Source organism: Streptomyces sp. NPDC001530, from assembly GCF_042894545.1.
Taxonomy (GTDB): Bacteria; Actinomycetota; Actinomycetes; order Streptomycetales; family Streptomycetaceae; genus Streptomyces.
In genome coordinates this window covers 387656-414063 of sequence record NZ_JBIAVS010000005.1, presented here as the reverse complement: position 1 = coordinate 414063, position 26408 = coordinate 387656, and the positions used below count along the sequence as shown (strand labels likewise).

General features: G+C 72.1%; 20 protein-coding genes and 1 pseudogene. 11 read left to right on the top strand and 10 right to left on the bottom strand.

Annotation, left to right across the window (positions count from 1 at the left end; translation table 11 throughout):
* Nucleotides 1–14: 14 nt before the first annotated feature.
* Nucleotides 15–1238, bottom strand: a complete 1224-nt coding sequence (locus ACFY0T_RS12500; RefSeq protein ID WP_388868051.1) for a glutathionylspermidine synthase family protein — start codon at nt 1236–1238, stop codon at nt 15–17.
* Nucleotides 1239–1276: 38 nt separating this feature from the next.
* Nucleotides 1277–1627: a hypothetical protein gene (locus ACFY0T_RS12495; RefSeq protein ID WP_388868048.1), complete on the bottom strand. Its 351-nt coding sequence runs from the start codon at nt 1625–1627 to the stop codon at nt 1277–1279.
* A 180-nt stretch (nt 1628–1807) separates the two neighbouring features.
* Here ACFY0T_RS12495 and ACFY0T_RS12490 point away from each other — a divergent pair, with 180 nt between their 5' ends.
* A complete protein-coding gene (locus ACFY0T_RS12490; protein WP_388868289.1) occupies nt 1808–2632 on the top strand; it encodes a DMT family transporter in 825 nt (274 codons plus the stop codon).
* Nucleotides 2633–2778: 146 nt separating this feature from the next.
* Here the strand turns inward: ACFY0T_RS12490 and ACFY0T_RS12485 are convergent.
* A pseudogene (locus ACFY0T_RS12485) lies at nt 2779–4178 on the bottom strand (PLP-dependent aminotransferase family protein).
* Between the two features lie 47 nt (nt 4179–4225).
* Between ACFY0T_RS12485 and ACFY0T_RS12480 the strand changes: the two are divergent.
* Genes ACFY0T_RS12480 through ACFY0T_RS12470 form a run of 3 tightly spaced genes read left to right on the top strand, consistent with a single transcriptional unit; the run spans nt 4226 to nt 5921 of the window.
* Nucleotides 4226–4756, top strand: coding sequence for a carboxymuconolactone decarboxylase family protein (locus ACFY0T_RS12480; RefSeq protein ID WP_388868045.1), 531 nt, complete (start codon nt 4226–4228; stop codon nt 4754–4756).
* On the top strand, nt 4753–5199 hold the full coding sequence (locus tag ACFY0T_RS12475; RefSeq protein WP_388868042.1) for a carboxymuconolactone decarboxylase family protein: 447 nt from the start codon (nt 4753–4755) through the stop codon (nt 5197–5199). Before ACFY0T_RS12480 ends, ACFY0T_RS12475 begins: the two co-directional genes overlap by 4 nt.
* The gene (locus ACFY0T_RS12470; protein ID WP_388868039.1) at nt 5193–5921 is read left to right on the top strand and encodes an isocitrate lyase/phosphoenolpyruvate mutase family protein; all 729 of its coding nucleotides are present in this window, start codon (nt 5193–5195) and stop codon (nt 5919–5921) included. The genes ACFY0T_RS12475 and ACFY0T_RS12470 overlap by 7 nt, the downstream gene beginning before the upstream one ends.
* Before the next feature lie 255 nt (nt 5922–6176).
* On the opposite strand, the gene ACFY0T_RS12465 is transcribed toward ACFY0T_RS12470, so the two are convergent.
* The 5 genes from ACFY0T_RS12465 to ACFY0T_RS12445 form a co-directional block, all read right to left on the bottom strand.
* Nucleotides 6177–7136 (bottom strand): ABC transporter substrate-binding protein, encoded by a 960-nt coding sequence (locus ACFY0T_RS12465; protein ID WP_388868037.1) that lies wholly within the window; start codon nt 7134–7136, stop codon nt 6177–6179.
* A gap of 1 nt (nt 7137) precedes the next feature.
* A complete protein-coding gene (locus ACFY0T_RS12460; protein WP_388868034.1) occupies nt 7138–9123 on the bottom strand; it encodes an ABC transporter permease in 1986 nt (661 codons plus the stop codon).
* Nucleotides 9123–10391 (bottom strand): glycine betaine/L-proline ABC transporter ATP-binding protein, encoded by a 1269-nt coding sequence (locus ACFY0T_RS12455; RefSeq protein ID WP_388868031.1) that lies wholly within the window; start codon nt 10389–10391, stop codon nt 9123–9125. The genes ACFY0T_RS12460 and ACFY0T_RS12455 overlap by 1 nt, the downstream gene beginning before the upstream one ends.
* Nucleotides 10391–11920, bottom strand: coding sequence for a GMC family oxidoreductase (locus tag ACFY0T_RS12450; RefSeq protein ID WP_388868028.1), 1530 nt, complete (start codon nt 11918–11920; stop codon nt 10391–10393). Before ACFY0T_RS12450 ends, ACFY0T_RS12455 begins: the two co-directional genes overlap by 1 nt.
* A gap of 86 nt (nt 11921–12006) precedes the next feature.
* Nucleotides 12007–13518: an aldehyde dehydrogenase family protein gene (locus tag ACFY0T_RS12445; protein ID WP_388868025.1), complete on the bottom strand. Its 1512-nt coding sequence runs from the start codon at nt 13516–13518 to the stop codon at nt 12007–12009.
* Between the two features lie 204 nt (nt 13519–13722).
* Between ACFY0T_RS12445 and ACFY0T_RS12440 the strand changes: the two genes are divergently transcribed.
* The 7 genes from ACFY0T_RS12440 to ACFY0T_RS12410 all read left to right on the top strand — a co-directional run bounded on the left by ACFY0T_RS12440 (nt 13723) and on the right by ACFY0T_RS12410 (nt 23457).
* Entirely contained in the window at nt 13723–14487 is a 765-nt protein-coding gene (locus tag ACFY0T_RS12440) for a hypothetical protein (protein ID WP_388868022.1), read from the top strand.
* A gap of 90 nt (nt 14488–14577) precedes the next feature.
* Entirely contained in the window at nt 14578–15492 is a 915-nt protein-coding gene (locus ACFY0T_RS12435; protein WP_388868019.1) for a GNAT family N-acetyltransferase, read from the top strand.
* Nucleotides 15493–15654: 162 nt separating this feature from the next.
* Nucleotides 15655–16344 (top strand): siderophore-interacting protein, encoded by a 690-nt coding sequence (locus ACFY0T_RS12430; protein ID WP_388868016.1) that lies wholly within the window; start codon nt 15655–15657, stop codon nt 16342–16344.
* Between the two features lie 178 nt (nt 16345–16522).
* Nucleotides 16523–16948, top strand: coding sequence for a CU044_2847 family protein (locus ACFY0T_RS12425; RefSeq protein ID WP_388868286.1), 426 nt, complete (start codon nt 16523–16525; stop codon nt 16946–16948).
* Between the two features lie 30 nt (nt 16949–16978).
* A complete protein-coding gene (locus tag ACFY0T_RS12420; RefSeq protein ID WP_388868013.1) occupies nt 16979–19102 on the top strand; it encodes a trypsin-like peptidase domain-containing protein in 2124 nt (707 codons plus the stop codon).
* A gap of 52 nt (nt 19103–19154) precedes the next feature.
* Nucleotides 19155–20105 carry an AAA family ATPase gene (locus tag ACFY0T_RS12415; RefSeq protein ID WP_388868011.1) on the top strand — a complete coding sequence of 317 codons (951 nt, stop codon included), beginning with the start codon at nt 19155–19157 and terminating at the stop codon, nt 20103–20105.
* A gap of 1 nt (nt 20106) precedes the next feature.
* A complete protein-coding gene (locus ACFY0T_RS12410; RefSeq protein WP_388868008.1) occupies nt 20107–23457 on the top strand; it encodes an SAV_2336 N-terminal domain-related protein in 3351 nt (1116 codons plus the stop codon).
* 49 nt (nt 23458–23506) lie between these two features.
* On the opposite strand, the gene ACFY0T_RS12405 is transcribed toward ACFY0T_RS12410, so the two are convergent.
* On the bottom strand, nt 23507–24496 hold the full coding sequence (locus ACFY0T_RS12405; RefSeq protein ID WP_388868005.1) for a malate dehydrogenase: 990 nt from the start codon (nt 24494–24496) through the stop codon (nt 23507–23509).
* 625 nt (nt 24497–25121) lie between these two features.
* Complete coding sequence (locus ACFY0T_RS12400; RefSeq protein ID WP_388868002.1) at nt 25122–26399, bottom strand: XRE family transcriptional regulator; 1278 nt, start codon at nt 26397–26399, stop codon at nt 25122–25124.
* Between the last annotated feature and the right edge of the window lie 9 nt (nt 26400–26408).

Genomic DNA, 26408 nt, shown 5'->3' with positions numbered 1-26408 from the left:
GCCGTACTCGATGGCTAAAGGATCACGTGCGGCAGGAAGCGGGCGTACTCGTCGGTGATCAGGCCGGAGGACTCGCGGATACCGAGGCCCGCCGACTCGTCCTCGACGACCCAGGCGCCGAGGACGACGCGGTTGCCGTCGAAGGACGGGAGGGGGGCCAACTCCTGGTAACAGCAGGGCTCTTCGCGTACGACGGGGGCGGCGCCCGGTTCGTGGACCGTCACCCCGGCGCCTTCGCGGCCGAGGAGCGGCTTGGCCACGTATCCCTTGGTGGTGGCCAGCTCGCGGGGGCCGTCGAGGTAGGCCGGGAGGAGGTTCGGGTGGTCCGGGTACAGCTCCCAGAGGATGGCGAGGAGGGCCTTGTTGGAGAGGAGCATTTTCCAGGCGGGCTCGATCCACAGGGTCGTGCCCGTGCCGCCGCCGTTGTCGAGGGTGTCCAGGACGTGGTCGGCGAAGCGGTCGGTGGTGAGCCACTCCCAGGGGTAGAGCTTGAAGCAGCTGCGGATGAAGCGGAGTTGGTTGTCGACGAAGCGGCCGGAGAGGGAGTCCCAGCCGATCTCCTCCATGGAGATCCAGTCGGTGTCGAGGCCGGCCTGTTCCGCGGTCTCCTTCAGATAGGCGACCGTCATCAGGTCCTCGCCGAGTTCGTCGGCGGCGGAGTGGGCGAAGTAGAGGGGGCTGCCGGGCGGCAGGAGGGCGGCCTGTTTCTTCCAGGCGGCGACGAGACGTTCGTGGAGGGAGTTCCACTGGTCGGCGCCGGGGAAGCGGTCCTCCATCCAGAACCACTGGGGACTCGCGGCCTCGACCAGGGAGGTCGGGGTGTCGGCGTTGTATTCGAGGAGCTTGGCCGGGCCCGTGCCGTCGTAGCGAAGGTCGAAACGGCCGTAGACGGAGGGGAGTTCGGCGCGGCGGTGCCAGGCATCGGCGACGAGTTCGACGACGCGCGGGTCGGTGATGCCGAGGTCGGCGAAGCGGTGTGCGGTGACGATGTGGTCGGCCGCCGCCAGGCACATGCGGTGCAGTTCCTCGACGACCTCCTCCAGCGCCTCCACCTCGGGGAGCGAGAAGACGTAGTACGCGCTCTCGTCCCAGTAGGGAAGCCAGGCGTCGTCGGGGATGGGGGTCCCCCCTGCTCGAGCGGATTCGAGAGCTTGGGGGAGGGTGAGCGGATAGATGAGGCCCTGTTCCTCGACGGTCTGCTGCCAGCCGGGGCGGGGGTCGATGGTGCGGCGTTCCATGGCGTACGAGTCCGATCGCGTCCGTGTGTCCCGGGCGCTCAGCCGCCGGAGCTGCCCTTGCCGCTGCCGAAGCCGCCGCGGTCGACGCCGCTGCCGTGGCTGCCGCCGCTCGAACTGCCCGACCCCTTGCTGGGCTTGGTGAAGGAGCCGCCGTCGACCCAGCCGCTCTTCTTCTTGCCGCCGTAGTACCAGGAGCCGTTGACGGACGTCTTCGTCGACTTGCAGTTCTTGTCGGCGACGACCTTGTAGCCCTTGGTGAGGGTGTAGCTGTCGCGGTCGACGCAGCGCTTGTCGGGGTCCGAGGAGCAGGCGGTGAGCGCGGCCGCGAGGAGTCCCATGCCGCCGAGTACGACCGTGCCCGAGCGCAGTTGGCGTCGTGCGTCTGCCATGTCCGTTCCCCCGTTGTTCTGAGCGATGCGTTGATTCTGAGCGGTTTGTTCTGAGCGGTGCGTTTGATCTGTTCAGTTCGTTCGCTTGCTGAAGGTGATCAGATTAGAGATCGCTTGGGACGAGCGTGAGGCGGCCCCCCGCGATTCGCCGTCCCCTACAGTCACTTCGTGCTCTTTGGAATGATGTGCGCCCTTGGCGCGGCGGTCTGTTTCGGTACGGCGACGGTGTTGCAGGCGATGGCCGCGCGCGCCGCGGCCGACAGCGGGCGGGGCGGCGACGCCGCGTTGTTGCTGCGGGCACTGCGGCAGTGGCGGTATCTGGCGGGGCTCGCGCTCGACGGCGTCGGGTTTCTGCTGCAGATCGCGGCGCTGCGCTCGATTCCGATCTACGCGGTCGGGGCGGCGCTCGCCTCGAGCCTCGCCGTGACCGCGGTGGTGGCCGCGCGGCTGCTGCGCGTGCGGTTGAGCCGGGTCGAGTGGGGCGCGGTGGGGGTGGTGTGCGCGGGGCTCGCGATGCTGGGTCTGGCGTCCGGGACGGAGGGGGAGCAGACGGGGTCCACGGCGTTGAAGTACGCGATGTTGGCGACGGCTGTCGCGGTGCTGCTGCTGGGGTTCGTGGGCGGGCGGCTGCCCGAGCGGGGGCGGGCGCTCGCACTCGGGCTGGGGGCCGGGTTCGGGTTCGGGGTGGTCGAGGTGGCGGTGCGGCTGATTGACGACCTCGATTTGGGCGCGCTGCTGAGCAATCCGGCGACGTATGCGCTGCTGCTGGGTGGAGGGGCGGCGTTTCTGCTGCTCACGTCGGCCTTGCAGCGGGGGTCGGTGACGACGGCTACCGCCGGGCTGGTCATCGGGGAGACCATCGGGCCTGCGGTGGTGGGGGTGGTGTGGCTGGGGGACCGTACGCGGGAGGGGCTGGAGTGGCTGGCGGTTCTCGGGTTTGCGGTGGCTGTGGCGGGGGCGTTGGCGCTGGCGCGGTTCGGGGAGGCGCCGGGTGGGGAGGCGTAGGTTTTTTCGCCCCCTCCGCCCCTACCCGTCCCGTACCTGGGGGGCCTCCGCCCCCAGACCCCCGTATCGCGCTGACGCGCTCGTCCTCAAACGCCGGACGGGCTGAATCCTTCAGCCCGTCCGGCGTTTGAGGAGCGAGCGGACCCTCAAGGAAGCGCTCGGCACAGTGCGTCCAACGCTCCCGACCATGCGTGGTCCGGTGGGGTGCCGTAGCCCACGACCAGGGCGTCGAGGGGCTCGGGGGTCGCGTCGGGGTGGCGGTAGCGGGACAGGCCGTGGATGGCGAGGCCCTGCCACGCGGTGGCCTGCACCACCGACTGTTCGGTGCCCGGCGGGAGTTGGAGGACGGCATGGAGGCCGGCCGCGATGCCGGTGGCGTGGACGGCGGGGGCGCGCGTGGCGAGGGCGGCGACCAGGGCGTCCCGGCGGCGGCGGTAGCGAAGACGGGCGGCGCGGACGTGCCGGTCGTAGGCGCCGGAGGTGATGAATTCCGCGAGGGTGAGCTGGTCCAGGGCTCCGGTGGACCAGCCCCCGCCGCCCTTCAGCGAGGTGACCTCGTCCGCGAGCGACGGGGGCAGCACCAGCCAGCCCAGCCGCAGCGCGGGAGCCAGGGACTTGCTGGCGGTGCCCAGATAGACCACGCGATCAGGGTCGAGGCCCTGGAGCGCGCCGACGGGCTGGCGGTCGTAGCGGAACTCGCCGTCGTAGTCGTCCTCCAGGATCAGCCCGCCGGTGCGGCGGGCCCAGTCCACGACGGCGGCCCGGCGGTCCGGGTGGAGCGGCACGCCCATCGGGAACTGGTGGGCGGGGGTCAGGAGGACCGCCCGTACGCCCGTCAAGTCGCCTGTGTCGGACCGAGTTCGTCGAAGGGAAGGGGCGTCGTACGCAGGCCCGAGCGGTGCAGGAGGTTCCAGTGGACGTCCAGGCCGTACGACTCCACGGCCACCGTGCGCAAGCCCCGCCCGCGCAGCACCGCCCCCAGCAGGGTCAGGCCGTCCGAGAAGCCGGAGCAGATCACGATGCGGTCCGGATCGGCCCGTACGCCCCGGGCCCGGGAGAGGTAGTGCGCGAGGGCGGTGCGCAGTTCGGGGCGGCCGCGCGGATCGCCGTAGCCGAGGGCGTCGTGCGGCGCGGCGGTCAGTGCGCGGCGGGCCGCCTTGAGCCAGGCGGTGCGCGGGAAGGCGGCGAGGTCGGGGCTGCCGGGGACGAGGTCGTAGGTGGGGCGCCCCTGCTCGCGTCTGCGCGGCGCCGACTCCGGGGCCGGCCGTACGACGGTCCGCTCGGCCACCCTCGTGCCCGAGCCCTGGCGTGCGGTGAGCCAGCCCTCGGCGACGAGATCGGCGTACGCGTCGGCGACCGTGTTGCGGGCGATGCCGAGATCGGCGGCGAGCGAGCGGGACGACGGGAGGCGGGTCCCGGGGGCCAGCCGGCCGCTGCGGACCGCCTCGCGCAGCGCGTCCGTGAGGCCTCTGCGGACGCCGGCCCCTGTCGGTTCGACGTGCAGGTCGACCCCTTCGACCCTCAAAGTGGCCCATGTTTCTGCCATGGGAATGGACCATACTCCTGGGCTACTCCGCTCGTAGGGTCGATCACATGACGACCCAGACGACCCACACCGACGAGAGCACGAAGACCGGCGAGGCCGTTCAGTACGCCCCGGAGCGCAGCCCCCGGCTGAACTGGGCCAAGCTCGCGCCCGACGTCTACAAGGCGATGATCAAGCTCGACGCGGCGGCCCGGCGGGGCGTGGACCCCGTGCTCCTGGAGCTGGTGAAGATCCGCGCCTCGCAGCTCAACCACTGCGCGTTCTGTCTCGACATGCACACCAAGGACGCACTCGCGGCGGGCGAGAGCGTCGAGCGGATCGTGCAGCTCAGCGCGTGGGAGGAGTCGAAGCACTTCTACACGCGGAAGGAGCTCGCGGCGATCGAGCTGACCGAGGCGGTCACGGTCCTGACGGACGGCTTCGTGCCGGACGAGGTGTACGAGCACGCCGCCGAGCACTTCGAGGAGGCCGAGCTGGCGCAGCTGATCGCCGCGATCACGGTGATCAACGCGTGGAACCGGTTCGGCGTGACCTGCCGTCTCGTGCCCGGGCACTACCAGGCGGGGCAGTACAAGTGACGGCGCGCACCACCCACCTGGACGCCGGTGTCCGCTCCGCGATGCAGTCGCTGAGTGCCGCCGCGAAGAAGGGGCTCGGGGACCCGGCGCTCGCGGAGCTGGTCATGATCCGCGCCTCGCAGCTCAACCACTGCGCGTTCTGCCTCGACATGCACCTCGCGCTCGCCCGCGAGCACGGCGTGAGCGAGGACCGGTTACAGCTCCTCAGCGCCTGGGAGGAGGCCGAGGGCCTCTACAGCGAGAGCGAGCGGGCCGCGCTCGCGCTGACCGAGGCCGTCACCGTCCTGACGGACGGCTTCGTGCCGGACGCGGTGTACGAGCGGGCCGCACAGTACTTCGACGAGGGCCAACTGGCGCATCTCATCGGGTTGATCACGGTCATCAACGGGTGGAACCGGCTGATGGTCAGCCGTCGTATCCCGGCGGGGAGCACGGAATGGTGAGCTACGGGGTCAGCAAGGCCGAGACCTTCCGCGCGCTGCACCGGGGCCGCCTCCCGGACGAGCCGCTGGTCCTGCCCGGGCCCTGGGACGCCGCGAGCGCGCGCGTGTTCGCGGACGCCGGGTTCCCGGCGCTCGCCACGCCCAGCGCCGGGGTCGCCGCCTCGCTCGGGTACGCGGACGGGGCGACGCCCGCCGACGAGATGTTCGCGGCGGTCGCGCGGATCGTACGGGCCGTCGACGTGCCCGTGTCCGCGGACGTCGAGGGCGGTTACGGGCTCGCGCCCAAGGAACTGGTGGAGCGGCTGCTGGAGGCGGGCGCGGTCGGCTGCAACCTCGAGGACTCCAACGAGGGTGTCCTCAAGGACCCGGCAGAGCACGCCGACTGGCTGGCGGAGGTGCGGGGCGCCGCGGGTGACCAGCTGTTCATCAACGCTCGGGTCGACGTGTTCGCGTACGGGGACGCGGATGCCGAGCGGGCCATCGAGCGGGCGGCGCGGTACGTCGCCGCGGGGGCCGACTGTGTGTATCCGATCGGGGCGCCCATTGATGTGCTTCCACTGTTACGGGCGGGGATCCAGGGGCCGGTGAATGTGTTCGCCCGGCTTGATGGGCCCTCGGTTTCCGAGCTGGGGGAACTCGGGGCGACGCGGGTTACTTTTGGGCCGGGGTTGCAGCGGTGGGCGACCGAAGCGTTGCGGGACATCGCGGCGGGGTTGCGGTAGCCGGGCCGGGCGCCTCTCGCAGAGGCGCCCGGCGTGGGGGCTGGGCTTGGGGTGGGTGCGCAACTCGGCGCCTACGAGGTGCCTCCCCCCAAGCCCTTCGAGCAGGAGGTACCCCCAGTGCCCACCCTCCCCCAAGTTCTCGACTTCGCTCGAACAGGGGGACCCCCATCGCCCCTAGCGGCACGCCTGCCCACAGCTATGACGGGTGGGATGCCGCCCCCTTGCCGCACGCAGGCCCACAGCTACGTACGTCGGTTACGACGGCAGCCATGACCTCCATGTCGACTCGTGGCTGCCCACCCACTTCTTCGCCGCCTCCTGGGCCGTCAGCTTGTCGTTGGCGATCATCAGGGAGACCTCGTTCTGGTCCTCGGTGGTCCACTTGAAGTTCTTCAGGAAGGCCGCGGCCTTGCCGCCGGTCTTGGCGAAGTCCGCGTTGAGGTACTTCTGGAGCGGGGTGTGCGGGTAGGCGCAGGCGACCTTCTTCGGGTCGGTGTCGCAGCCCTCCTTGTAGGCGGGGAGCTTCACCTCGGTCATGGGGACCTTCTCGAAGAGCCACTGCGGGGAGTACCAGTAGGTCAGGAAGGGCTTCTTCTCCTTCGCGAACTGCTTGATCTGGGTGATCTGCGCGGCCTCGGAACCGGCGAACACCACCTGGTAGTCGAGCTTCAGGTTGTTCACCAGCGCCTTGTCGTTGGTGACGTAGGACGGGGAGCCGTCCAGAAGCTGGCCCTTGCCTCCGCTCTCCGCGGTGCGCAGCTGGTCCGCGTACTTGTTGAGGTTCTTCCAGTCGGTGGCGTCGGGGTGCTGCTTGGCGAAGTACGTGGGGACGTACCAGCCGATGTGGCCGGTGACGCCCAGGTCACCGCCCGGCGCGATCGTCTTCTTGTCCTCGACGTAGCGCTTCTCCTGGTCGGGGTGGCCCCAGTCCTCCAGGATCGCGTCGACCCGGCCCTGGCTGAGCGCGTCCCACGCGGGGACCTCGTCGACCTGGACGGTGTCGACGCGATAGCCCAGCTCGTGTTCCAACAGGTACTGCGCGACAGACACGTTGGCCTGCGCGCCCACCCAGGACTGCACGGAGAGGGTCACGGTCTTGGCGCCCTGGGCGTTCGCGAAGGGCGAGGCCTGCTTGGTCATGTCGGCGGCGCCGCAGCCGGTCAGCAGCAACAGGGCCGAGGCGCCGGCCACCGCGGAGATCGTACGTATGCGCATGTCACGCTCCCTTCTTCGCGCGGCGTTCCGTCGGCTGGGTCACCCGGTCGAGCATCAGGCCGAGGCAGACGATCGCGGCGCCGGCGACCAGGCCGGTCGCCAAGTCGCCCTGGGCGAGGCCGAAGACGACGTCGTAGCCGAGCGCGCCACCGCCCACGAGGCCGCCGATGATGACGACGGCGAGGACGAGCACGACGCCCTGGTTGACGGCGAGGAGCAGCGCCGGGCGGGCGAGCGGCAGCTGGACCTGGCGCAGTTGCTGACCACTGGTCGCGCCGAGCGAACGGGCCGACTCCAGTGCGGCGCGGTCGACGGCGCGCAGGCCCTGGGTGGTGATGCGGACGACGGCGGGCAGCGCGTAGACGACCGCCGCGGCGACGGCGGGCGCGCGGCCCACGCCGAACAGCGCCACCACCGGGATCAGGTAGACGAACTGCGGCATGGTCTGGAAGACGTCGAGTACGGGCCGCAGCAGGCGCTCGAACCGCTCGCTGCGGGCCGCCGCGACACCGATGGCGAAGCCCAGGACGAGGGTGACGGCAACCGCGGCGAGTACCTGCGAGAGCGTGTCCAGCGACGGCTTCCAGACGCCCAGCACACCGATCGCGGCCATCGCGAGGACGGCGGTGAGCGCGGTGCGCCAGGTGCCGATCAGCCAGGCGAGGGCGGCGACGATCAGGAGGACCGACCACCAGGGCAGCCACTGGAGGCCGTCCCGGAGCGGGTCGAGGATCCAGGTGGTGAAGTGGCCGGCCCAGTCGGCGGTGCCGCCGATGTAGGGGACGCCGGAGTAGAGGTGATTCGTCATCCAGTCGACGACGTGGTTCACGGGCTCGGCGATGGTCAGGGTCCAGGCGTCGGGCCAGTCGAGGGTGTCCGTGAAGCGTCCGGCGAGCGCGACGGCGACGGCCGCGGCGGCGGCGTACGCCCATGCCGTCGGCTTCCCGCGGGAGTCACCCCTGTCGCCCGCGTCGCCACCGTCGCCACCGAGCCGCTCCCCCGCCGCTCCGGTCACCCGGTCCAGGACGACCGCGAGCAGCACGATCGGGATGCCGGCGGCCAGCGCGGCGCCCACGTCGACGGAGGCCAGCGCCTGGTAGACGCGGTCGCCGAGGCCGCCCGCGCCGATCACGGAGGCGATGACGGCCATCGACAGCGCCATCATGATCGTCTGGTTGAGGCCGAGGAGGAGTTCCCTGCGGGCCAGCGGGAGGCGGGCGGTGAGCAGCCGCTGGCGGGCCGTGGCGCCCAGGGAAGCCACCGCCTCCATCACACCTCCGTCCGCGCCGCGCAGGCCGAGCGCGGTCAGGCGGGCCATGGGCGGGGCCGCGTACACGACGGTCGCGAGCACGGCCGCGGGGACGCCGATGCCGAAGACCAGGACGACGGGGAGCAGATACGCGAAGGCCGGGAGCACCTGCATGGTGTCGAGCACGGGGCGCAGCGCGCGGTACGTGCGGTCGGAGAGGCCCGCCGCGAGGCCGAGCAGCGTGCCCAGGACGACGGACGCGAGCACGGCGACCACCATGAGCGCGAGCGTCTGCATGGTGGGCACCCACATGCCGAGCAGGCCGCAGGCGAGGAACGCGGCGGCCGTGCCGAGGGCCAGCCGTACGCCTGCCGTGCGCCAGGCGACCAGTGCCGCCGCGGCCGTCACGCCGGCCCAGCCCGCTGCGAGCAGCAGCAGGTAGACGGCGCGTACGGAGAGGACGACGGCGTTGCTGACGTACCCGAAGAAGTAGAGGAACAGGGGGTGGCTGTCCCGGTTGTCGATGATCCAGTCGCTGGTCCTGCCGAGGGGTTCGGTGAGGTCGACGGTGAGGGCGTGGGGCCAGGTGCCGCTGGCCCAACGGGCGTCGAGGATCGGGGCGAGGACGGCTGCGGCCAGGGCCAGCAGGAGGAGCTTGCCCGCGGCGCGGTGGCGGACCAGAGCTCTGGCTCGGTCCGCCAGGCCGGTATGGCCGATGGGAGCGGTGGCTGTAGCCATCAGGCCACCTCCTCCTCGCCGGGGGCGACAGGTGCACCGGTGTCGGGGGTGGCCGGGGCCGGGGTGTCGCTCACCGGCGCTTGCGGGGTGCCGCCTCGCTGTGGGACGGGCGCCGCCTCGGCGGCACGATGGCCCGCAGGTGAAGCGGCTGCCTCGGCGGCACCATTACCCGCCGATGCACCGGCCGCTTCGGCGGCACCGTTGCCCGCCGGTGCACCGGCGCCTGCCACCACGCCCAACAGGCGCTCGTGGTCGACCACCCCGATGCAGCGGCCCTCATCCATGACCCGGGCCGGGGAGCCGGTGCGGGCGACAGCCTCGATGGCCTCGGAGACCGTCGCGTCCGGCGCGACCGCGGGGCCACTTCCCGCCTCCTCCATGGACGCCGTCCGCATGGCCGTGCGCACCGTCATCACCTGTTCGCGTGGGACGTCCCGGACGAACTCGCGGACGTAGTCGTCGGCGGGGGAGCCGACGATCTCCTCGGGTGTGCCGAGCTGGACGATGCGGCCGTCGCGCATGAGGGCGATGCGGTCGCCCAGGCGCAGGGCCTCGTTCAGGTCGTGGGTGATGAAGACCATGGTGCGGCCCTCCTCGCGGTGGAGCCGGATGACCTCCTCCTGCATGTCGCGCCGGATCAGCGGGTCGAGCGCGCTGAACGGCTCGTCGAAGAGGAGGACCTCCGGGTCCACGGCGAGCGCCCGCGCCAGGCCCACGCGCTGCTGCTGACCGCCGGACAACTGTCCGGGCTTCCGCTGCTCCATGCCCTCCAGGCCGACCTTGGCGACGACCTCCAAGGCCTTCGCGCGGCGCGCGCTCTTGGCGACGCCCTGGATCTCCAGGCCGTACGCGACGTTGTCGAGGACCGTGCGGTGGGGCAGCAGGCCGAAGTGCTGGAAGACCATCGCGGCGCGGTGGCGGCGCAGTTCGCGCAGCCGGGTCTTGTCCATGGCGAGGACGTCCTCGCCGTCGATCGCGAGGCCGCCGGAGGTGGGCTCGATCAGCCGGGTGAGGCAGCGCACGAGCGTGGATTTGCCGGAGCCGGACAGGCCCATCACCACGAACACCTCGCCCTTGCGGACGTCGAAGCTGACGTCGCGGACGGCGGCCGTGCAGCCGGTGCGGGAGCGCAGTTCGGCGGCGTCGAGCGCGGCGAGTTCGGAGTCGGCGGGGATACGGTCGGCCTTGGGGCCGAAGACCTTCCACAGGTTGTGCACGGAGAAGACGGGCTCAACGCCCTTGTCCTGATGCAGGGTTACGGTACTCATCACGCAGCACCCCCGATCAGCTCGGCGCATTTCTCCCCGACCATGAGCACCCCGATCATCGGGTTCACGGCGGGCATCGTCGGGAAGACGGACGCGTCGGCGATCCGGATGCCGTCGAGGCCGCGGATGCGCAACTCGGGGTCGACGACCGCGAGTTCATCGGACGGCGCGCCCATACGGCAGGTGCCCGCCGGGTGGTACACGGTGTGGGCGACCTGGCGCGCGTACGCGCTGAGCTCCTCGTCGTCCGTGACGCCGGGACCGGGGCACACCTCGCGCTTGAGCCAGCCGGCGAGCGGCTCGGCCTTGGCTATCTCGCGGGCGATCTTGATGCCGTCGACGAGGGTACGGCCGTCGTAGTCGTCCTCGTCCGTGAAGTACCGGAAGTCGAGGGCGGGCTTGACGGACGGGTCGGCGCTCGTCAGGTACAGACGGCCGCGGCTGCGCGGCTTGGGGATGTTGGGGGTCATCGAGACGCCGTGCGCCGGGCGCTCGTAGCCGAGCCGCTCCGGGTTGTCGGTGAAGGGGATTTGGTAGAAGTGGAACATCAGGTCCGGACCCTGGTGCTCCGGGTCCCGGCGTACGAACAGGCCCGCGTCGGAGTCCATCGCGGAGTTCTCGGGGAGGGGACCGTTGGTCTCCCAGACGATGACGGACTCGGGGTGGTCGAGCAGGTTCTCGCCGACACCGGGCAGGTCGTGCGCGACCGGGATGCCGAGCGCCTCCAGGTCGGCGCGAGGCCCGATGCCGGAGTGCAGCAGCAGCCGCGGCGAGTCCACGGCGCCCGCGCACAGCAGGACCTCGTTCCGGGCCCGTACGAGGAGCTCCTCGCCCTCCTTGGTGCGGACGTGCACGCCGGTCGCGCGCGTCCCGTCCAGCTCCAGCTTGTGCGCCCAGGTCTCCAGCAGGAGCGTCAGGTTGGGCCGGTGGTCCATGACGGGGTGCAGATACGCGACCGACGCGCTCGAGCGCTTGTTGTTCTCGGGGTGGTACGCCAGGTCGAAGAAGCCGACGCCCTCGGTGAACGGCTTCTGGTTGAAGCCCTCGACGCGCGGTACGTCGAGCGCGGCCTGCGCAGCGTCGACGAAGTCGCGGGCGATGGCGTTCCGGTCCTTCTCGTCGACCGGGACGATGTTGTTGAGGAGCCGTGCGTAGTACGCCTCCATCGGCACCGCACCCCAGCCCTTGGCGCCCGCCGCCTCCCACTCGTCCCAGTCGGACGGCAGCGGCTTGAACGCGATCAGCGTGTTGTGGGACGAGCAGCCGCCGAGCACGCGGGCGCGGCTGTGCCGGATGTGCGAGTTGCCGCGCGGCTGCTGGGTCGTCGGGTAGTCGTAGTCCAGCTCTCCGCCGAGCAGGCCCATCCAGCGGCGCAGGGTGAGGACGTCCTCGCGGTCGACGTCACTGGGGCCGCCCTCGATGACGGCGACAGTGACGTCCGGGTTCTCGGTGAGGCGGGATGCGATGACGGAGCCCGCCGTGCCGCCGCCGATGACGACGTAGTCGTACGTGTTCTCGTGCTGGGACATGAAGTGGTGCTCCTCCGGGGCGTGCAAGGTACGGCGCGTAGTGGTGATGGGGGGACGGGGGCGGCGGCTTAAGCCGGGAAAGGGCTTCAGCCGGCGAACCAGCGGACCGGCTTCGGCGCGAGGTTCTGGTACACGTGCTTCGTCTCGCGGTACTCGGCGAGACCGGCCGGGCCGAGTTCGCGCCCGACCCCGCTCCTGCCGAAGCCGCCCCACTCCGCCTGCGGAAGGTAGGGGTGGAAGTCGTTGATCCAGACGGTGCCGTGCCGCAGTCGTCCGGCGACGCGGCGGGCGCGGCCCGCGTCGGCGGTCCAGACGGCGCCGGCGAGCCCGTACTCGGTGTCGTTGGCGAGGGCGACGGCCTCGTCCTCGGTGCGGAAGGTCTCCACCGTGAGAACGGGCCCGAAGACCTCCTCGCGGACGACCGTCATCTCGCGGTGGCACTGGTCGAGGACGGTCGGCTCGTAGAAGTACCCGGTGGCGGGCCGGACCTCGGACGGCTCGGGCCGCTTGCCGCCCGCGCGCAGCACCGCGCCCTCGGCCAGCGCGGAGGCGACGTATGCCTCGGTCTTCTCCCGCTGCTGCGCGGAGACGAGCGGGCCGCACTCGACACCGTCCTCGGTGCCGCGTCCGAGCCTGATCCTGCCTGCCCTGCGGGCGAGTTCGGCGACGAAGCGCTCGCGGACGGACTCCTCGACGATGAGCCGCGACCCGGCGGAACACACTTGGCCGCTGTGGATGAAGGCGGCGTTGAGGGCCTGGTCGACGGCGGTGTCGAAGCCTTCCTCGGTCGCGCAGGCGTCGGCAAAGACGACGTTGGGGTTCTTGCCGCCGAGCTCGAGGGCGACCTTCTTGACGGTCGCGGCGGCGGCCCGTGCGACCGTCGTACCGCTGACGAGGCCACCGGTGAAGGAGACGAGGTCGACGTCGGGGTGCTCGGCGAAGCGGGCGCCGACGGAGTGGCCGGGCCCGGTGACAAGGTTCGCGACCCCGGCGGGCAGTCCCGCCTCGACCAGCAGGTCGATCAGGGCGATGGTCGTCAGCGGGGTGATCTCGCTGGGCTTGACGACGAAGGTGTTCCCGGCGGCGAGAGCGGGCGCGATCTTCCAACTGGCCTGCAGGAGCGGGTAGTTCCAGGGCGTGATCAGGGCGCAGACGCCGACGGGCTCGTGCACGACGACGCTGTGGATGTCGTCGGAGCCCGCGTCGACGACCCGTCCGCCGCCCTCGCCCACGACGAGGTCGGCGAAGTACCGGAAGGCGTCGGCGACACAGTCGATGTCGACGCGCCCCTCCTCCAGGGTCTTGCCCGCGTCGCGGCTCTCCAGGAGCCCGAGCCGTTCGCGGTCGCGTACGAGGAGATCGGCGACGCGGCGCAGGAGTGCGGCGCGTTCGGCGGTGGGGGTGTGCGGCCAGGGGCCCGTGTCGAAGGCGTGGCGGGCGGCCTCGATGGCCGCGTCCGCGTCCTTCTCGTCACCCTCCGCGACCACGGCGAACGGCTTGGCATCGGCGGGATCGAGGATCTCGCGGGTGGCGCGGGAGAGGGCTTCGCGCCACTCGCCGCCCACGTAGATGGTCTGTTGTGCCTGCTGTCCGGCCATGATCGGTGTTGCCTTCCGTTCCTGTTCCGTGCCCCTGCGTCACACATGTGCCGCTCTCGGAGGCCGGGAGCACCTGCCCCTCGGCCCCGGATGCATGCACAATCGGTGACCAAAAGTGCGCCGGGTCACTGAAAAATCACCAGAAATGCGGGCAGATCTGCAGAAACGTACGCTGAGAGTCATCGGCACCCCGGAGGTGACGTGATGTCCGGGAAGACGTTGACCTGCGCGGCGGCGGCCGCGGCCCTCCTGCTCTCCCCCGCCCTCGCCACGGCGGCCCTGGCGGACGACGGCGACAATCCGACCGCTCAGCAGCTCGCCGACCAGGCACGGGAAGGGTTGCGGACGGCGAAGTCCGTCCATCTGAACCTGACCGACAAGAGCGCGGCCGCGTCGGCGAGCAAGAGGGTGCCGACTTCGATCGACCTCTCGCTCGACCAGGACGCCAACTGCGCGGGCAGCATGCGGATGGGTGCCGACGGCGGCAGCGTCAAGCTCATCAAACGCGGCGCCGACGTGTGGATGAAGCCGGACACGGAGTTCTGGAAGGCGCAGATTCCGGGCAATCAGGGCTCGGCGGTCGCCGACCTCTTCAACAACCGCTACATCCACGGCTCGACGTCCGACACCCTCCTCATAGGCATGGCCGGCGTCTGCGACCTCACCGCCTTCCAGAGGGAGGCCCTCAGCGACTCGGACCACGTCCCGCCCCTGAAGAAGGGCGCTGAAACGACGCTGGACGGCACCAAGGTGATCCCGCTGACCTACCCGCGGGAGGACGGCAGGACGATCATGATGTACGTCACCGCCGACTCCAATCACCATCTGTTCCGGGCGACCGAGAAGGGCGAGGGCGCCGACACGGCCCTCACTTTCACGGATTACAACAAGCCGGTCCCGTCGGCGACACCGTCGGCGGACGAGTCGGTCGACATCTCCGAGCTCCAGAGCGAGCTGCAGAAGTTCTGACCAGCCGCAGAGGATCCGACCGGTGGAGCGGGGCGAAGACACCGCGGAACCATGGCGGGCTCACTGTTCTTTGACTAAGGTCAAAGAACCATGGAGCCTGTGTCAGCAGAAGCCGTAGCCGCCGAGCACGTGAGGGCCCTGCGCCGCTTCAATCGCTACTTCACCCGGCGCATCGGAGTCCTCGACGACCACTACCTCGGGCAGGACCGGCCGCTCGGTGAGGCGCGGCTGTTGTTCGAGATCGGGGACGACGGGGCCTCGTTGCGGGAGCTCAGGGGGCGGCTCGGGCTGGATGCCGGGTACTTGAGCCGGATGGTGCGGGCGCTGGAGGCGCAGGGGCTGGTCCGGGTGCGTGTGCATCCCGGGGACAGCAGGCTGCGCGTCGCGGAGCTCACGGCGGCCGGACGGGTCGAGGTGAAGGAGCAGAACCGGCTGGCCAACGGGCTGGCCGAGGGGCTCCTCGCCGGACTCGGCGCACCCCAGCGCGACGAGCTGACCGCCGCCCTCGGCACCGCGCAGCGGCTGCTGCGGCTGGCCGCCATCACCGTGGAAGTCGTCGACGGTGCCTCTCCCGACGCCCGCGCCTGCCTCGACGCGTACGCCGCCGACATCGACGCACGGTTCCCTGAAGGGTTCGATCCCGCCGCTCTCGTACGGCCCCATGAGGTGGCGGGGGACTCGGGCGCCTTCCTCGTCGCGTACGAGGAGGGGCGTCCCGTCGGGTGCGGGGCGCTGCGCCGGCTCGACGCGGGGGTCGGCGAGATCCGGCATGTGTGGGTGCACCCCGACGCCCGGCGGCTCGGGCTCGCGCGGCGGATTCTCGACGGGCTCGAGCGAGAGGCGATCGCGCGCGGGTACGGGGTCGTACGGCTCGACACGCACGCCGTGCTCGCGGAGGCGCAGGCGATGTACCGGGCGTGCGGGTACACGGAGATCCCGCGCTACGACGACAACGTGTACGCCGCCCACTGGTTCGAGAAGCGGCTGCCCGACGCGTCGGGGTGACCCCTGCGGCCAGGAAGGCTGCGTCCCACGCACGCGTCCCCTGCCGACATTGCACTGGAGCACACGTCACCACCGCCCCTACGGTGACAGGGCATCCCCCGCCGCACCCTCACCGCACCGCGACCGCGCCCTGCCGCGCCCCGAACCGCGAGGAGCCCCTCGATGCCCGCGTTACTCACCCGCGTCCTGGACCTGCTGATGCTCCAGGGCACCGTCACGGAGGCCGAGCCCGTGGCCTCCCGGATGCGGCGGCTGCGCATCGAGGGCCCCGCGCTGGCGGGTCTCGACCCCCGCCCCGGACAGCAGGTGCGGGTCCTGGTGGACGGCTCGCTGACCCGGCGTACGTACTCGGTCTGGCGCTACGACCCTTCTGGCGCCGTCGAGTTGTGCGTACTGGACCACCCGAAGGCGGGGCCCGGAGCGCGCTGGGGGCGGAGCGCGCGGACCGGCGACACCGTCCGGCTCGGCAAGCCCGAGGGGTCGTTCGTGCTGCGGCCCGACGCCGCCCACCATGTCTTCGTAGGGGACGAGACGGCGTCCGTCGCCTTCGGGGCGATGCTGGCCGCGCTGCCGGACGGCGCGCCGGTCTCCGGCTGCCTGGAGACGGAGAGCGCCGACGACCGGCTTCCGCTCCCGCACGCCGGGCGGCTCACCTGGTCGCTGCGCGGGGCCACTTCACTGCCGGACGCGGTCCGCGGGCTGAGCCCCGCGCCGGGTGGCGTCGCCTACGTCGCCGGAGAGGCCCGCACCGTGCAGCAGGTGAGGCAGACCCTCGTGCGGGACGCCGGCTGGGACCGGCGGGCGGTGCTGACGAAACCGTTCTGGGCGCCGGGGAAACGCGGACTGGAATAGCGCCGCAACGCCCCCACGCGAAACCGGACATGCGTCACTGGAGTAGCGCCGCAACGCCCCCGCAAGATACCGGACATGCTTCGGTCGCGTGCCCAATGCATCGATGCGGTAACCGAGTTGGGCACACGTGCCGCTGTCATGGGCCCACCTCGGCCACAATGTGACCGTGTCCACCTCAATGGAAGCCTCAGCGGAAGCACAGTTCGAGGACGGTACTCCCGTCAGGTTCCTGCTCACTCCCGTCCAGGGCGCGATGCCCGACCAGGGCGGGGCGGTACCCGATCCGGGCGGAGACGAAGACCGTCCCGAGGGCATGGGGAAGGCCATCCCCGTGGCCACCGGACGCGGCGCCGTCGCCACGTTCGCGGTCGGCACCCTGCGCGCCGCGCTCCGGCCGCTCGGTCCGCTGCTCCAGGAGGTCCACGACGCGGTCACGGCCGCGCCCGAGCCGCCCAGTGAGATGAGCGTGACCTTCGGGGTCCAGGTCGGACAGGACCTCAAGTTCGGGATCGTCGGCGGCAACGGACAGGCCCACCTCACGGTGACCGCCAGCTGGAGGCCGACGGCGGCCACCGACAGCGGTGCGGCGCCGGGCGCGGAGTGATCCGTGGGGTGGTTCCGGCCCCTGGGGGCCATGGACGGGGGGACCCCGGTCGCGTGCGTGGCGTCCGTACGCCGCACCCGGGACGGCAAGGTGGCGGGGGCGGGCCTCATCCTCGGCGCCGACACGGTGCTGACGTGCGCCCATGTCGTCAATGACGCCCTGGGCAGGGGCCTGTTCGAGGCCGGGGCACCGGGTCCCGACGAGATCCCGGTCGAGCTGAGGGGACCGCGCGGCCACGACCGGTATCCCGCGCGCGTGGCGCACTGGATCGCGCCGCGCACCAGGGACGGCGGCGTGGTCGGCGAGGGCGACGACGAGTGGCTGGGCGACCTCGCCGTCCTGCGGGTCGACGCGCCGGGCGACGCCGTCCACCCGCCGGCCCGCCGGATCGCGATGGAGGCCGGGCAGGAGGTGCGCACCTGGCACGGCAGCGCCGGCGGCGCCACCTTCGCCGATCTGACGGTCAAGTCCGCCGACGGGCCCGTGGGTTACCTCGACGGGGAGGCCACCGGCATGGCCGTCGGCCCCGGCTACAGCGGCGGCCCGCTGTGGTGCCGGCCGGACAAGGCCGTGGTCGGTCTCGTCGTCGCGCACTTCATGCCGCCTCGCGACCCGCACACCGGCGGTTACGCCGCGCACAGCCCCCAGCATCTGATCCGGCGCAGCTGGGGCATCCCCTGGCAGCGCATCGAGGCCGAACTGCGCGCCGCGGGCGCCTTCGAAACCCAGGACCTCGCACCCGCCGACGTCGACGACCCGGCCCACGGTCTGCTCATGGAAGCGATCGACGGTGCGTTCCCGTTCTCGACCGGGCGCGGCGACATCGCCCGTGAGCTGGCTCGTGCCTGCGGTGTCGGGGACGGCGGCGAGGTGACACCGCCCACGATCGAGGAGTTCGCGGACTTCCTCCTCACCCATCCGCGCGCCCTCGCGGCCTTCACCGAGATCCTGCGGCGCAAGGGCGTGCCGGCGGCCGACCGCATCCTGGCCGCGGGCCGCCTCGCGCGCGGGCCCCGGCTGCTCTCCCCACGCGAGTACACCCGCCTGCACCAGCTCCTGCGGGGCGTCGACAAGGCGGTGCTCGGGCGGTTCGGGGAGGCGGTGCGCGCCGCGCTGCCGCTGGCCGCCGCGTTCCCCGGCGGCGGCAGCCTGGACGCGCTGCTCGACCATCTGGAGGCGCTGCACGGCGACGGCCGCTCGGACGACGGCGGGCCGCGGGTTCCGGCGCTCCTGCGCGTCATCGAGTACGTCAGTGTGCTGTGCCCAGGGCCGCAGCGCGCGGGTCTGCGCATGTGGTCCGACTCGGTGATCACCCGGCTCGGCATCCCCCGCTCGGCGCTGGCCGAGCGACGCTCGGACGCCCAGGAGTGGGCGCGTGAGATGCGGACGCGATCGGCGCGCGTACGGGTCCTGGTGGAGGTGCGGCGGGCCGAGCCGGGGCGCCACCGGCTGCGGATCTGGTGCGACGAGGGCGCGGGGCCCCGGCAGGTGTCGACCGCGGCCGCCGTCTCCTACTCGGCCTCGGAGGCGGCGCGCGAACTGCTGCGCGTCCTGGAGTCCCTCGGCCCCTCCGCCGTGCACGGCAGGCGTCCGCTCGTGGAGGTCCTGGTCGACCGCACCAGCCTCAACCTGCCCGTCGACGAATGGGAGGGCAGGGCTCCCGACGAGATCGTCCCCGGTGTGCTCGGGGTGGAGTTCCCGCTGGTCGTGCACTGTCCGGAACTCCTGCGCCGACACGAGCGTTTCCTGCCCGACTGGCGGCACCGGTGGAGTCGCCTCGACTCCGGAGCAACCCTGGTCTTCTCGGACGCGTCCAAGGATCCGAACCAGATTTACTACGAGCTGATGGAGAAGCTCGACGCGGTGCGGGTCTCCGTCGACGTGCCGCCGGGGCTTCGCGACGGCATCGTGCAGGTCTGTCTCGCCGTCGGGGTACCAGTAGTGGTGTGGGACCGGGGGCGGGACGAGGACTCGCACGTCGTGAGGCACATGGCGGAGGTCGCCACGCGCGAACTGCCCGACGGCGTGCGCTCCTACCGCGCCAACACCATGGCCAATCCCCTCGAGTTCACCGGCCGTCCGGTCCTCGCCTGGGCCGACGCCGACCGCACGGTGCCCCGCCTCCATCTGACCGAACCGCAGGAGAGCGCATGACACCCGCTCCCGGGCCACGTACGGTCCCCGTTTTCGAGCCACAGGAGAGCGCATGACGACCGCTCCCGACGCCGACTGGCGTCTCTTCCGCGGCGACGGCGTGCCACGGGCCGTCGCCCTCCCCTCGGCCCCGCCCTGGCGCCGCTTCACCCCCGCGCAGGCCGTACGGCCCGAACTGCCGTACCTGATCGAGCCGCAGCACGCCGACGTCGTCAACGCCGCGCTGCATCTGCGCCGCCCGCTGCTCGTCACGGGACCGGCCGGCACCGGCAAGTCGTCGCTGGCCCGGGCCGTGGCGCACGAGCTGAACCTGGGCGAGCTGCTGCGCTGGCCCATCAACAGCCGCTCCACCGTGCGCGAGGCCCTCTACCAGTACGACGCGATCGGGCGCCTGCGCGAGACGACGCTCAGCCGCGACCGGGGTGAACGCGAGCCGTCCATCGGCACGTTCATCCGGCTCGGCCCGCTCGGCACCGCGCTGGTCCCCTCCGCCGTACCGCGCGCCCTGCTGGTCGACGAGATGGACAAGGGCGACGTCGACCTGCCCAACGATCTGCTCACCGTCTTCGAGGAGGGCGTCTTCGACATCCCCGAACTCACCCGGCTGCCCGAGGACATCGCCGACGTGGACGTGCAGACCGCCGACCACCGGGGCACCGTCCGGGTGCACCAGGGGCGCATCCAGTGCGCCGAGTTCCCCGTGGTCGTCATCACCAGCAATGGCGAGCGCGACTTCCCGCCCGCGTTCCTGCGCCGCTGCGTCCGCCTCGACCTGCCGGTGCCCGACGAGGAGCGGCTGCGCGCCATCGTCGCCGCGCACCTCGGCGCGGACGCGCTGCGGCAGGCGGACGACCTGCTGGAGGCGTTCCTGCGCCGCCGCGCCCCCGGCGAACTCGCCACCGACCAGCTGCTGAACGCCGTCTTCCTGCGCGCCGGCGGCGTCGACCTGAACGCGGAGGGTCTCCTGGACGCCGTACTGCACCAGCTCACCGGGGCCATGTGACATGGCGGGCGGCGGTGACCGGCTCGCCGAGGCACTGCGGGTGCTGGGCGCGTGCGGGCAGGACCTGGACGCGGACCAGGTCCTCGACGTGCTCTGGCTCGCCCGCCGGCTGCCCGCCACGGACGCCGCACCGCTGAACCGGGGCCTGCGCGCCGCCCAAGAACCCCCGCCGCGGCCCGCCGCCCCCGAACCCGACGAGCAGCCCCCGCCGCAGTCCGCGCCGGAGCCCGACGACCCGGATCTGCCCGACCTGACCGCACCCTCCCTGTACGCGTCGGCCCGCCAGACACCGGCACCCGAGGTACGGCTGCGGGGACCCGAGCGCGAGCGGGAGCCACGCAGGGCGCTGCCCGTGCGGGTCCCCGAGGGCAAGGCGCTGAGCGACGAGCTCGAACTGGGCCGCGCGTTACGGCCGTTGCGCCGCCGCCTGGCCAGCAGGCACCGCCTGGAGATCGACGAGGAGCGCACCGCGACCGAGCTCGCCGAGACCCGGCTGCCCGACGTGGTGCAGCGGCCCGTGCAGGAGCGCTGGCTGAACCTCGTGCTGCTCGTCGACGACGGCCTGTCGATGCTGCTGTGGCACCGGCTGGGCGCCGAACTGCGCACCCTGCTCGAACGGTTGGGGGCCTTCGCCACCACCCGCGTGCTCGGTCTCGACACCCGCGCCGCCCGCGAACCGCGGCTGCGCGCACGGCCTTTCCAGCACGACAGCGTCCAGGTGCCGCTGAGCACGGTCAAGGACCCCTCGGGCCGCACCCTCGTGCTGGTCGTCAGCGACGGCATGGGCGCCGCCTGGCGGCACGGCACGATGCACGAACTCCTGTCCGCGTGGGCCGCCCGGGGTCCCGTAGCGCTGCTGCACACCCTGCCGCCCGAGATGTGGGAGGCGTCCGGCATCCACGCCGAACGCTGGCAGGCCACCACCCGGCGGGTCGGCGGCGCCAACACCTCCTGGGAGATCACCGACCGGGTGCTGCCGCCCGAGCTGGCCCGCTTCGACGGCGTACCGGTACCGGTCCTGGAGCCGACACCCGGCGCGCTGCGGGACTGGGCGCATCTGCTCGCCTCCCCCGGCGCCACCATGGAACTCCCGCTGCTCGCCCGCCCCAGCCGGTACGCGGCCGTCGCCGCCTCCCGCGATCTGAGCAGCGCCCAGCACTTCCGCGACGCGGCCACTCCGGAGGCATACCGGCTCGCGGCCCATCTGGCGGCCGTCTCACCGCTGTCGGTGCCGGTGATGCGGCTCGTCCAGACGGCGGTGCCGTGGCCGGCCCGCACCTCGCATCTCGCGGAGGTGTTCCTCGGCGGCCTCATCCGGCCCCGGCCCGCGCCCGTGCCGGGGCCGCTGCCCGCCAAGCACCTCATCTTCGACTTCTCCGACGAGTCCAAGTCGGTCCTCCTCGACGCGGTCCCCCAGGCCGAACTCCTCAGGACCGGCCGCAGCATCGGCCGCCGCCTGGAACAACTCGCGGGCAACTCCCCCGACTTCCCCGCCTGGCTGGCCCACCCGGACGGCAGCGCCCAACTCCCCGGCTCCCACCGCCCGTTCACCAGCGTCGAGCGGCGGCTGCTGACCCGCTTCGGCGTCTCGGTCGAGTCGGCCCCCACCGGCCTCGACGCCGGTGAACAGGCGGCGCCCGTCGTCGCCGCGGACGACTGGGAGCCGCTGACGGACGACGATCCCCGCGAGCTGGGACCGTACACGCTGGTGGGGCGGCGCAGGGGACGCCGGACGGTGGTGTACCGGGGTGTCGTCGCGGACGGCGCGGTGGGCCGCGAGACGGTCGTGGTGCGCGTACCGCGCCCTGATCTCCCCACGGTCAACGCCCAGTTGATCGAGGTGGAGGCCGAGGTGCTCACCCGGCTGAACGGGCAGTACGCGCCCGCCCTGCTCGGCACGGCGCTCGACCAGAGCCCGCCCTGGCTCGCGATGGCGCCCATCGCCGACGCCGACGCCCCCGGCGCCCAGCCGCCGCGCCTCTCGGAGCTCTTCAGCAGGGCTCTGCTCGACGGCACAGCCCCGTTCGACAAGATCGCCGGACTGCTCGTCGCCTGGTATCTGGCGAGCGCCCTCGCCGTCTGTCACGTCAACGGGCTCGTCCTCGCGGACTTCAATGCCGACAGCGTCTTCGTGCTGCGGCGCTCCGTGGTCCTCGGGGACCTGTCGGACTGCGTCGTCGACGGGCGCTACCTGGGCACGGGCCCCGTCCCGACCGCCGAGGACAATGTGCGCTCCCTGGGCGAGATGCTCCAGATCGTCAGCACCAAGGCCGGCTGGGAGGTACCGGGTCTCCCCGAGGGCATGCACATGTGGCAGAGCGAAACCTGGGAGCAACTGCGGCTGCTCGTGCTCCGCTGCCTGGACCCGGATCCGGAACAGCGCCCCACGGCGGGCGAGGTCGCCGGGGTCCTGGCGCGGTACATCGCCATGGCCCGGGCGTCGAAGGACACCGCGGAACCACAGGCCAGGACCCCGGTCCACGCCCTGCCGGAGGTACCGCTCACCCTGCCCCCGGCCGACGCGCGCCCCACCGGCCGGCACCGACTGCCCCGCTTCCGCATCGGCGACCGCGAGGCCCGTCTGGCGCGGCTGTGCGCACCGCTGCGCCGCAGCCGCCGCATCACCCTCATGGGCGCCGACCACTACAGCGGACGGGCCACGACCACGATGGTCCTCGGCTCCCTGCTCGCCGCCGTCCGCGCCGAACCCGTACTGGCCCTCGACGGGGCGCCCTCGGAGGGAGCCCTCGGCTCCTTCCTGGCCACCCGCGGCGAGGCCACGCTGCGCGACCTCGCGGCCCTGCCGCCCGACGCCTCGTACGACGACATCAGCGCCCGCACCACGCGCCTGGACTCGGGCCTCGAAGTGATCGCGCACCACGCCGGCCACTTCAACTCCAGCCCCGTGCACGCCCAGGAGTACGCCCGCGTACTGGCCCAGACGGCGCCGTACTACCCCTTCGTCCTCACCGACTGGTCACCCGTGCGGGTCGACCCGTCCGCCGAGGTCGCGCTGACGCACACGGACCGGCTGATCCTGTGCTGCGGAACCACCGACTGGTTCCTGGACGCGGCGGCCCGGATGCTCGCGAAGGTGCACGACGCGGGTCACGGCAGGCTCGCCGACGAGGCGATCGTGGTGGCCACGGACATCGAGGGCACCCGAAACCGGGTCCTGCCCACCGAATTCTCCGTGCGTCTTGGCAACGCCACCTCCCCGGCGGTGGTCGTCGTCCCCTTCGACCCCTCACTGCGCTCGCCCGGATTCCGCGAGTTGAGCCGACTGCGGGCGGCGACGACACGGGCGTTCCTGGACCTGGCGGAGCTGGTCGTCGAGGACGAAACGCACTGATGCCCGGGCGGTTCCCACCGCCCGGGCATCAGCTCGACGATTACGTGACTCAGATGAGGCCGAGGGCGCGAACGGCCTCGCGCTCCTCCTCGAGCTCCTTCACCGACGTGTCGATGCGGGCGCGGGAGAACTCGTTGATGTCCAGGCCCTGGACGATCTCGTACTGGCCGTCCTTGGTGGTGACGGGGAAGGAGGAGATGAGCCCCTCCGGAACGCCGTACGAACCGTCCGACGGGATACCCATCGACGTCCAGTCGCCGTCCGCCGTGCCGTTGACCCAGGTGTAGACGTGGTCGATGGCGGCGTTGGCGGCCGACGCGGCGGAGGACGCGCCACGGGCCTCGATGATCGCGGCGCCGCGCTTGGCGACGGTCGGGATGAAGTCCTCGGCGAGCCACTTCTCGTCGTTCACGGTCTCGGCGGCGTTCTTGCCGGCGACCGTGGCGTGGAAGATGTCCGGGTACTGGGTGGCGGAGTGGTTGCCCCAGATGGTGAGGCGCTTGATGTCCGCGACCGTCGTGCCCGTCTTCTTCGCGAGCTGGGTCAGCGCGCGGTTGTGGTCCAGACGGGTCATGGCCGTGAAGCGCTCGGCCGGTACGTCCGGGGCGGCGGCCTGCGCGATCAGCGCGTTGGTGTTCGCCGGGTTGCCGACGACCAGGATCTTGACGTCGTCCGCGGCGTGGTCGTTGATGGCCTTGCCCTGCGGCTTGAAGATGCCGCCGTTGGCCTCCAGGAGGTCGCCGCGCTCCATGCCCTTGGTGCGGGGGCGGGCGCCGACGAGCAGACCGACGTTCGTGCCGTCGAAGGCGACGTTCGGGTCGTCCGTGATGTCGATGCCCTGAAGGAGCGGGAAGGCGCAGTCGTCGAGCTCCATGGCGGTGCCCTCGGCGGCCTTCAGCGCCGGCGTGATCTCCAGGAGGCGCAGCTTGACCGGCACGTCCGCGCCGAGCAGCTGGCCGGAGGCGATGCGGAAGAGCAGGGCGTAACCGATCTGGCCGGCCGCGCCGGTGACGGTGACGTTCACGGGAGTGCGGGTCATGGCGTTCTCCGTATGACAGCTGGCGGTGGGGCGTCCCTGCCCCGGGTGCAGGATCCCCGCCCACCGATCCTGGTGACCGGCGTCCGCCGCGATGATCGATCAGGGGTTCCGATGATCGATCTCTTGGCGTCAAGAGAGATCCGCCGTCAGGCTATCGCGCATCCGGGACCCCCGGCGTCCGGGTCCGTGTGGCCCACCCCACAGAACGCCCGGGAGGCGGCCGCCGGGCCCGGGAGAGGGGGCGGGGCGGCCGCCACTGGGGTACCGGGGTCACCGGATCCCGTGGGGGTACGGGGCGCCTGCCCCATCGCGGGGCGGGCAATCCCTGTCGGGGATGGTTTTTCACGCAGTGCCTCGCACCCCTTCAAGGGCGCGGGGCACTGCGCGACCAGCCCCCCACCCACCCGCGGCCAAAAGACAACCCAGGGGGTCTGGGGGCGCTGCATCCATCAGCGGCTCCGCCGCGGGCCCCAGGGACGATGGGGGTCCTCCCTGCTCTGGGGGTCCCTCCCAGGCCCTTAAGGCACTGGGGGAGAAGCCGAGAGCTTGGGGGAGGGCAGGGGCGGAGGGGGCGAGAAACTCTCCCACCCGCACCCCTCACCCACCCCACGCCGAACCGCTACTTCTACTTCGTGCAGCCCTTCTGGCCCGACTTCAGCGTCGCGCACGCCGTCGCGTCACCGGCGTCCTTGACCGCGACCATCGGCGTGTACGCGTCCGTGTCCGCGTCGACCGACCCGGTCTGCTTGGCCGCGCTGCCCGAGGACACCTCGACCTGGTCGCCGACCGCGGCCTGGGTGATACGGGCCCACGCGGCACCACAGGTCTTGCTGTAACGCACCTCGACGAGCGTCCTACCGACGGTGACACTGGTGGTGGTCTTGGCCAACTCGCCGCCGCAGCCCATGTTCTCCGGGTCCTTGCCGGTGCAGTCCGCGCCGCTGCACTTCACCCCGGCCGGCAGGTCGGGGTTGACACTGGCGGAGGTGGCGGGCGTCTTGGGCGTGTCGCCCGCGTTCTTCTTGTCCCCGCCGCTGGTGAGGTAGACGGCCACCGCGACCACCACGAGCGCGCCGACGATCCCCGCGAGGAACATCGTGAGCCGCCGCCCCCGCCGCGCCCGGTCCCCCGCGCCCGCGGCACCGGGCCGGGCGTCCTGCGGCGGCCCCCCGGCGGGACCCCCCGCCGGCCGGGCCGGTCCGGCCGGCGCCGAGGGACCGAACTGCCCCGCCCCGTCGGACGGCGTGGCGACAGCCCCCCAACTGCCACCGCGCCCCGCCCCACCGGACGCGGACCCGCCGGACGAAGACCCACCGGACGACGAGCCGCCGGACGACGAGCCGCCATAGCCTGACCCGCCGCGCGAGCCGGCCCCGTGCCCCGAAGCCCCGTACGAGGACGACTCCCCGGCGTCCGGACCGGACGGCTGTGACGGCACGGACGGAACGGACGGCGGCACCGTCGGCGCCACGCCCGCGGGCCCGGCGATCCCGGGCGTCGCGGTCGCGCTGCCGCCCTTGCGCGCGGCCTGCTGGCCGTTGCTCCCCTTCGCCGGAGTCGGTCCGAACTCCCCGAGCGCGGCGCGCGCCTGGGAGATCCGGATCGCCTCCATCGTCATGTCGTGGCGCATCTCCGAGCGGCTCCAGGCGCGCTCGGCCAGCTCCCACATGGTCGTCAGATGGATGGGGTTGGTCCCGGTCACCTCGGCGAGCGCGACGATCGCGCCCTTGGGCGCGAGGAGCCGGCCGTTGAGGTAACGCTCCCAGGACGTCTTGCTGTAGCCCGTGCGGTCGGCCACGGCGGCGATGCTCAGCCCGCTCCGGTCGACGAGCCGGCGCAACTGGCTGGCGAACTCCCTGACCTGCGGATCGAGTTCATCCGGCAAGGCCCTCCAACGAGGCATTGCTTCCCC

Coding starts and splice junctions, on each gene's coding strand:
- ACFY0T_RS12500 (WP_388868051.1), bottom strand. CDS start 1,238: ATGGAACGCCGCACCATCGACCCCCGCCCCGGCTGGCAGCAGACCGTC.
- ACFY0T_RS12495 (WP_388868048.1), bottom strand. CDS start 1,627: ATGGCAGACGCACGACGCCAACTGCGCTCGGGCACGGTCGTACTCGGC.
- ACFY0T_RS12490 (WP_388868289.1), top strand. CDS start 1,808: ATGATGTGCGCCCTTGGCGCGGCGGTCTGTTTCGGTACGGCGACGGTG.
- ACFY0T_RS12480 (WP_388868045.1), top strand. CDS start 4,226: ATGACGACCCAGACGACCCACACCGACGAGAGCACGAAGACCGGCGAG.
- ACFY0T_RS12470 (WP_388868039.1), top strand. CDS start 5,193: ATGGTGAGCTACGGGGTCAGCAAGGCCGAGACCTTCCGCGCGCTGCAC.
- ACFY0T_RS12465 (WP_388868037.1), bottom strand. CDS start 7,136: ATGCGCATACGTACGATCTCCGCGGTGGCCGGCGCCTCGGCCCTGTTG.
- ACFY0T_RS12460 (WP_388868034.1), bottom strand. CDS start 9,123: ATGGCTACAGCCACCGCTCCCATCGGCCATACCGGCCTGGCGGACCGA.
- ACFY0T_RS12455 (WP_388868031.1), bottom strand. CDS start 10,391: ATGAGTACCGTAACCCTGCATCAGGACAAGGGCGTTGAGCCCGTCTTC.
- ACFY0T_RS12450 (WP_388868028.1), bottom strand. CDS start 11,920: ATGTCCCAGCACGAGAACACGTACGACTACGTCGTCATCGGCGGCGGC.
- ACFY0T_RS12445 (WP_388868025.1), bottom strand. CDS start 13,518: ATGGCCGGACAGCAGGCACAACAGACCATCTACGTGGGCGGCGAGTGG.
- ACFY0T_RS12440 (WP_388868022.1), top strand. CDS start 13,723: ATGTCCGGGAAGACGTTGACCTGCGCGGCGGCGGCCGCGGCCCTCCTG.
- ACFY0T_RS12435 (WP_388868019.1), top strand. CDS start 14,578: ATGGAGCCTGTGTCAGCAGAAGCCGTAGCCGCCGAGCACGTGAGGGCC.
- ACFY0T_RS12430 (WP_388868016.1), top strand. CDS start 15,655: ATGCCCGCGTTACTCACCCGCGTCCTGGACCTGCTGATGCTCCAGGGC.
- ACFY0T_RS12425 (WP_388868286.1), top strand. CDS start 16,523: ATGGAAGCCTCAGCGGAAGCACAGTTCGAGGACGGTACTCCCGTCAGG.
- ACFY0T_RS12420 (WP_388868013.1), top strand. CDS start 16,979: ATGGACGGGGGGACCCCGGTCGCGTGCGTGGCGTCCGTACGCCGCACC.
- ACFY0T_RS12415 (WP_388868011.1), top strand. CDS start 19,155: ATGACGACCGCTCCCGACGCCGACTGGCGTCTCTTCCGCGGCGACGGC.
- ACFY0T_RS12410 (WP_388868008.1), top strand. CDS start 20,107: ATGGCGGGCGGCGGTGACCGGCTCGCCGAGGCACTGCGGGTGCTGGGC.
- ACFY0T_RS12405 (WP_388868005.1), bottom strand. CDS start 24,496: ATGACCCGCACTCCCGTGAACGTCACCGTCACCGGCGCGGCCGGCCAG.
- ACFY0T_RS12400 (WP_388868002.1), bottom strand. CDS start 26,399: ATGCCTCGTTGGAGGGCCTTGCCGGATGAACTCGATCCGCAGGTCAGG.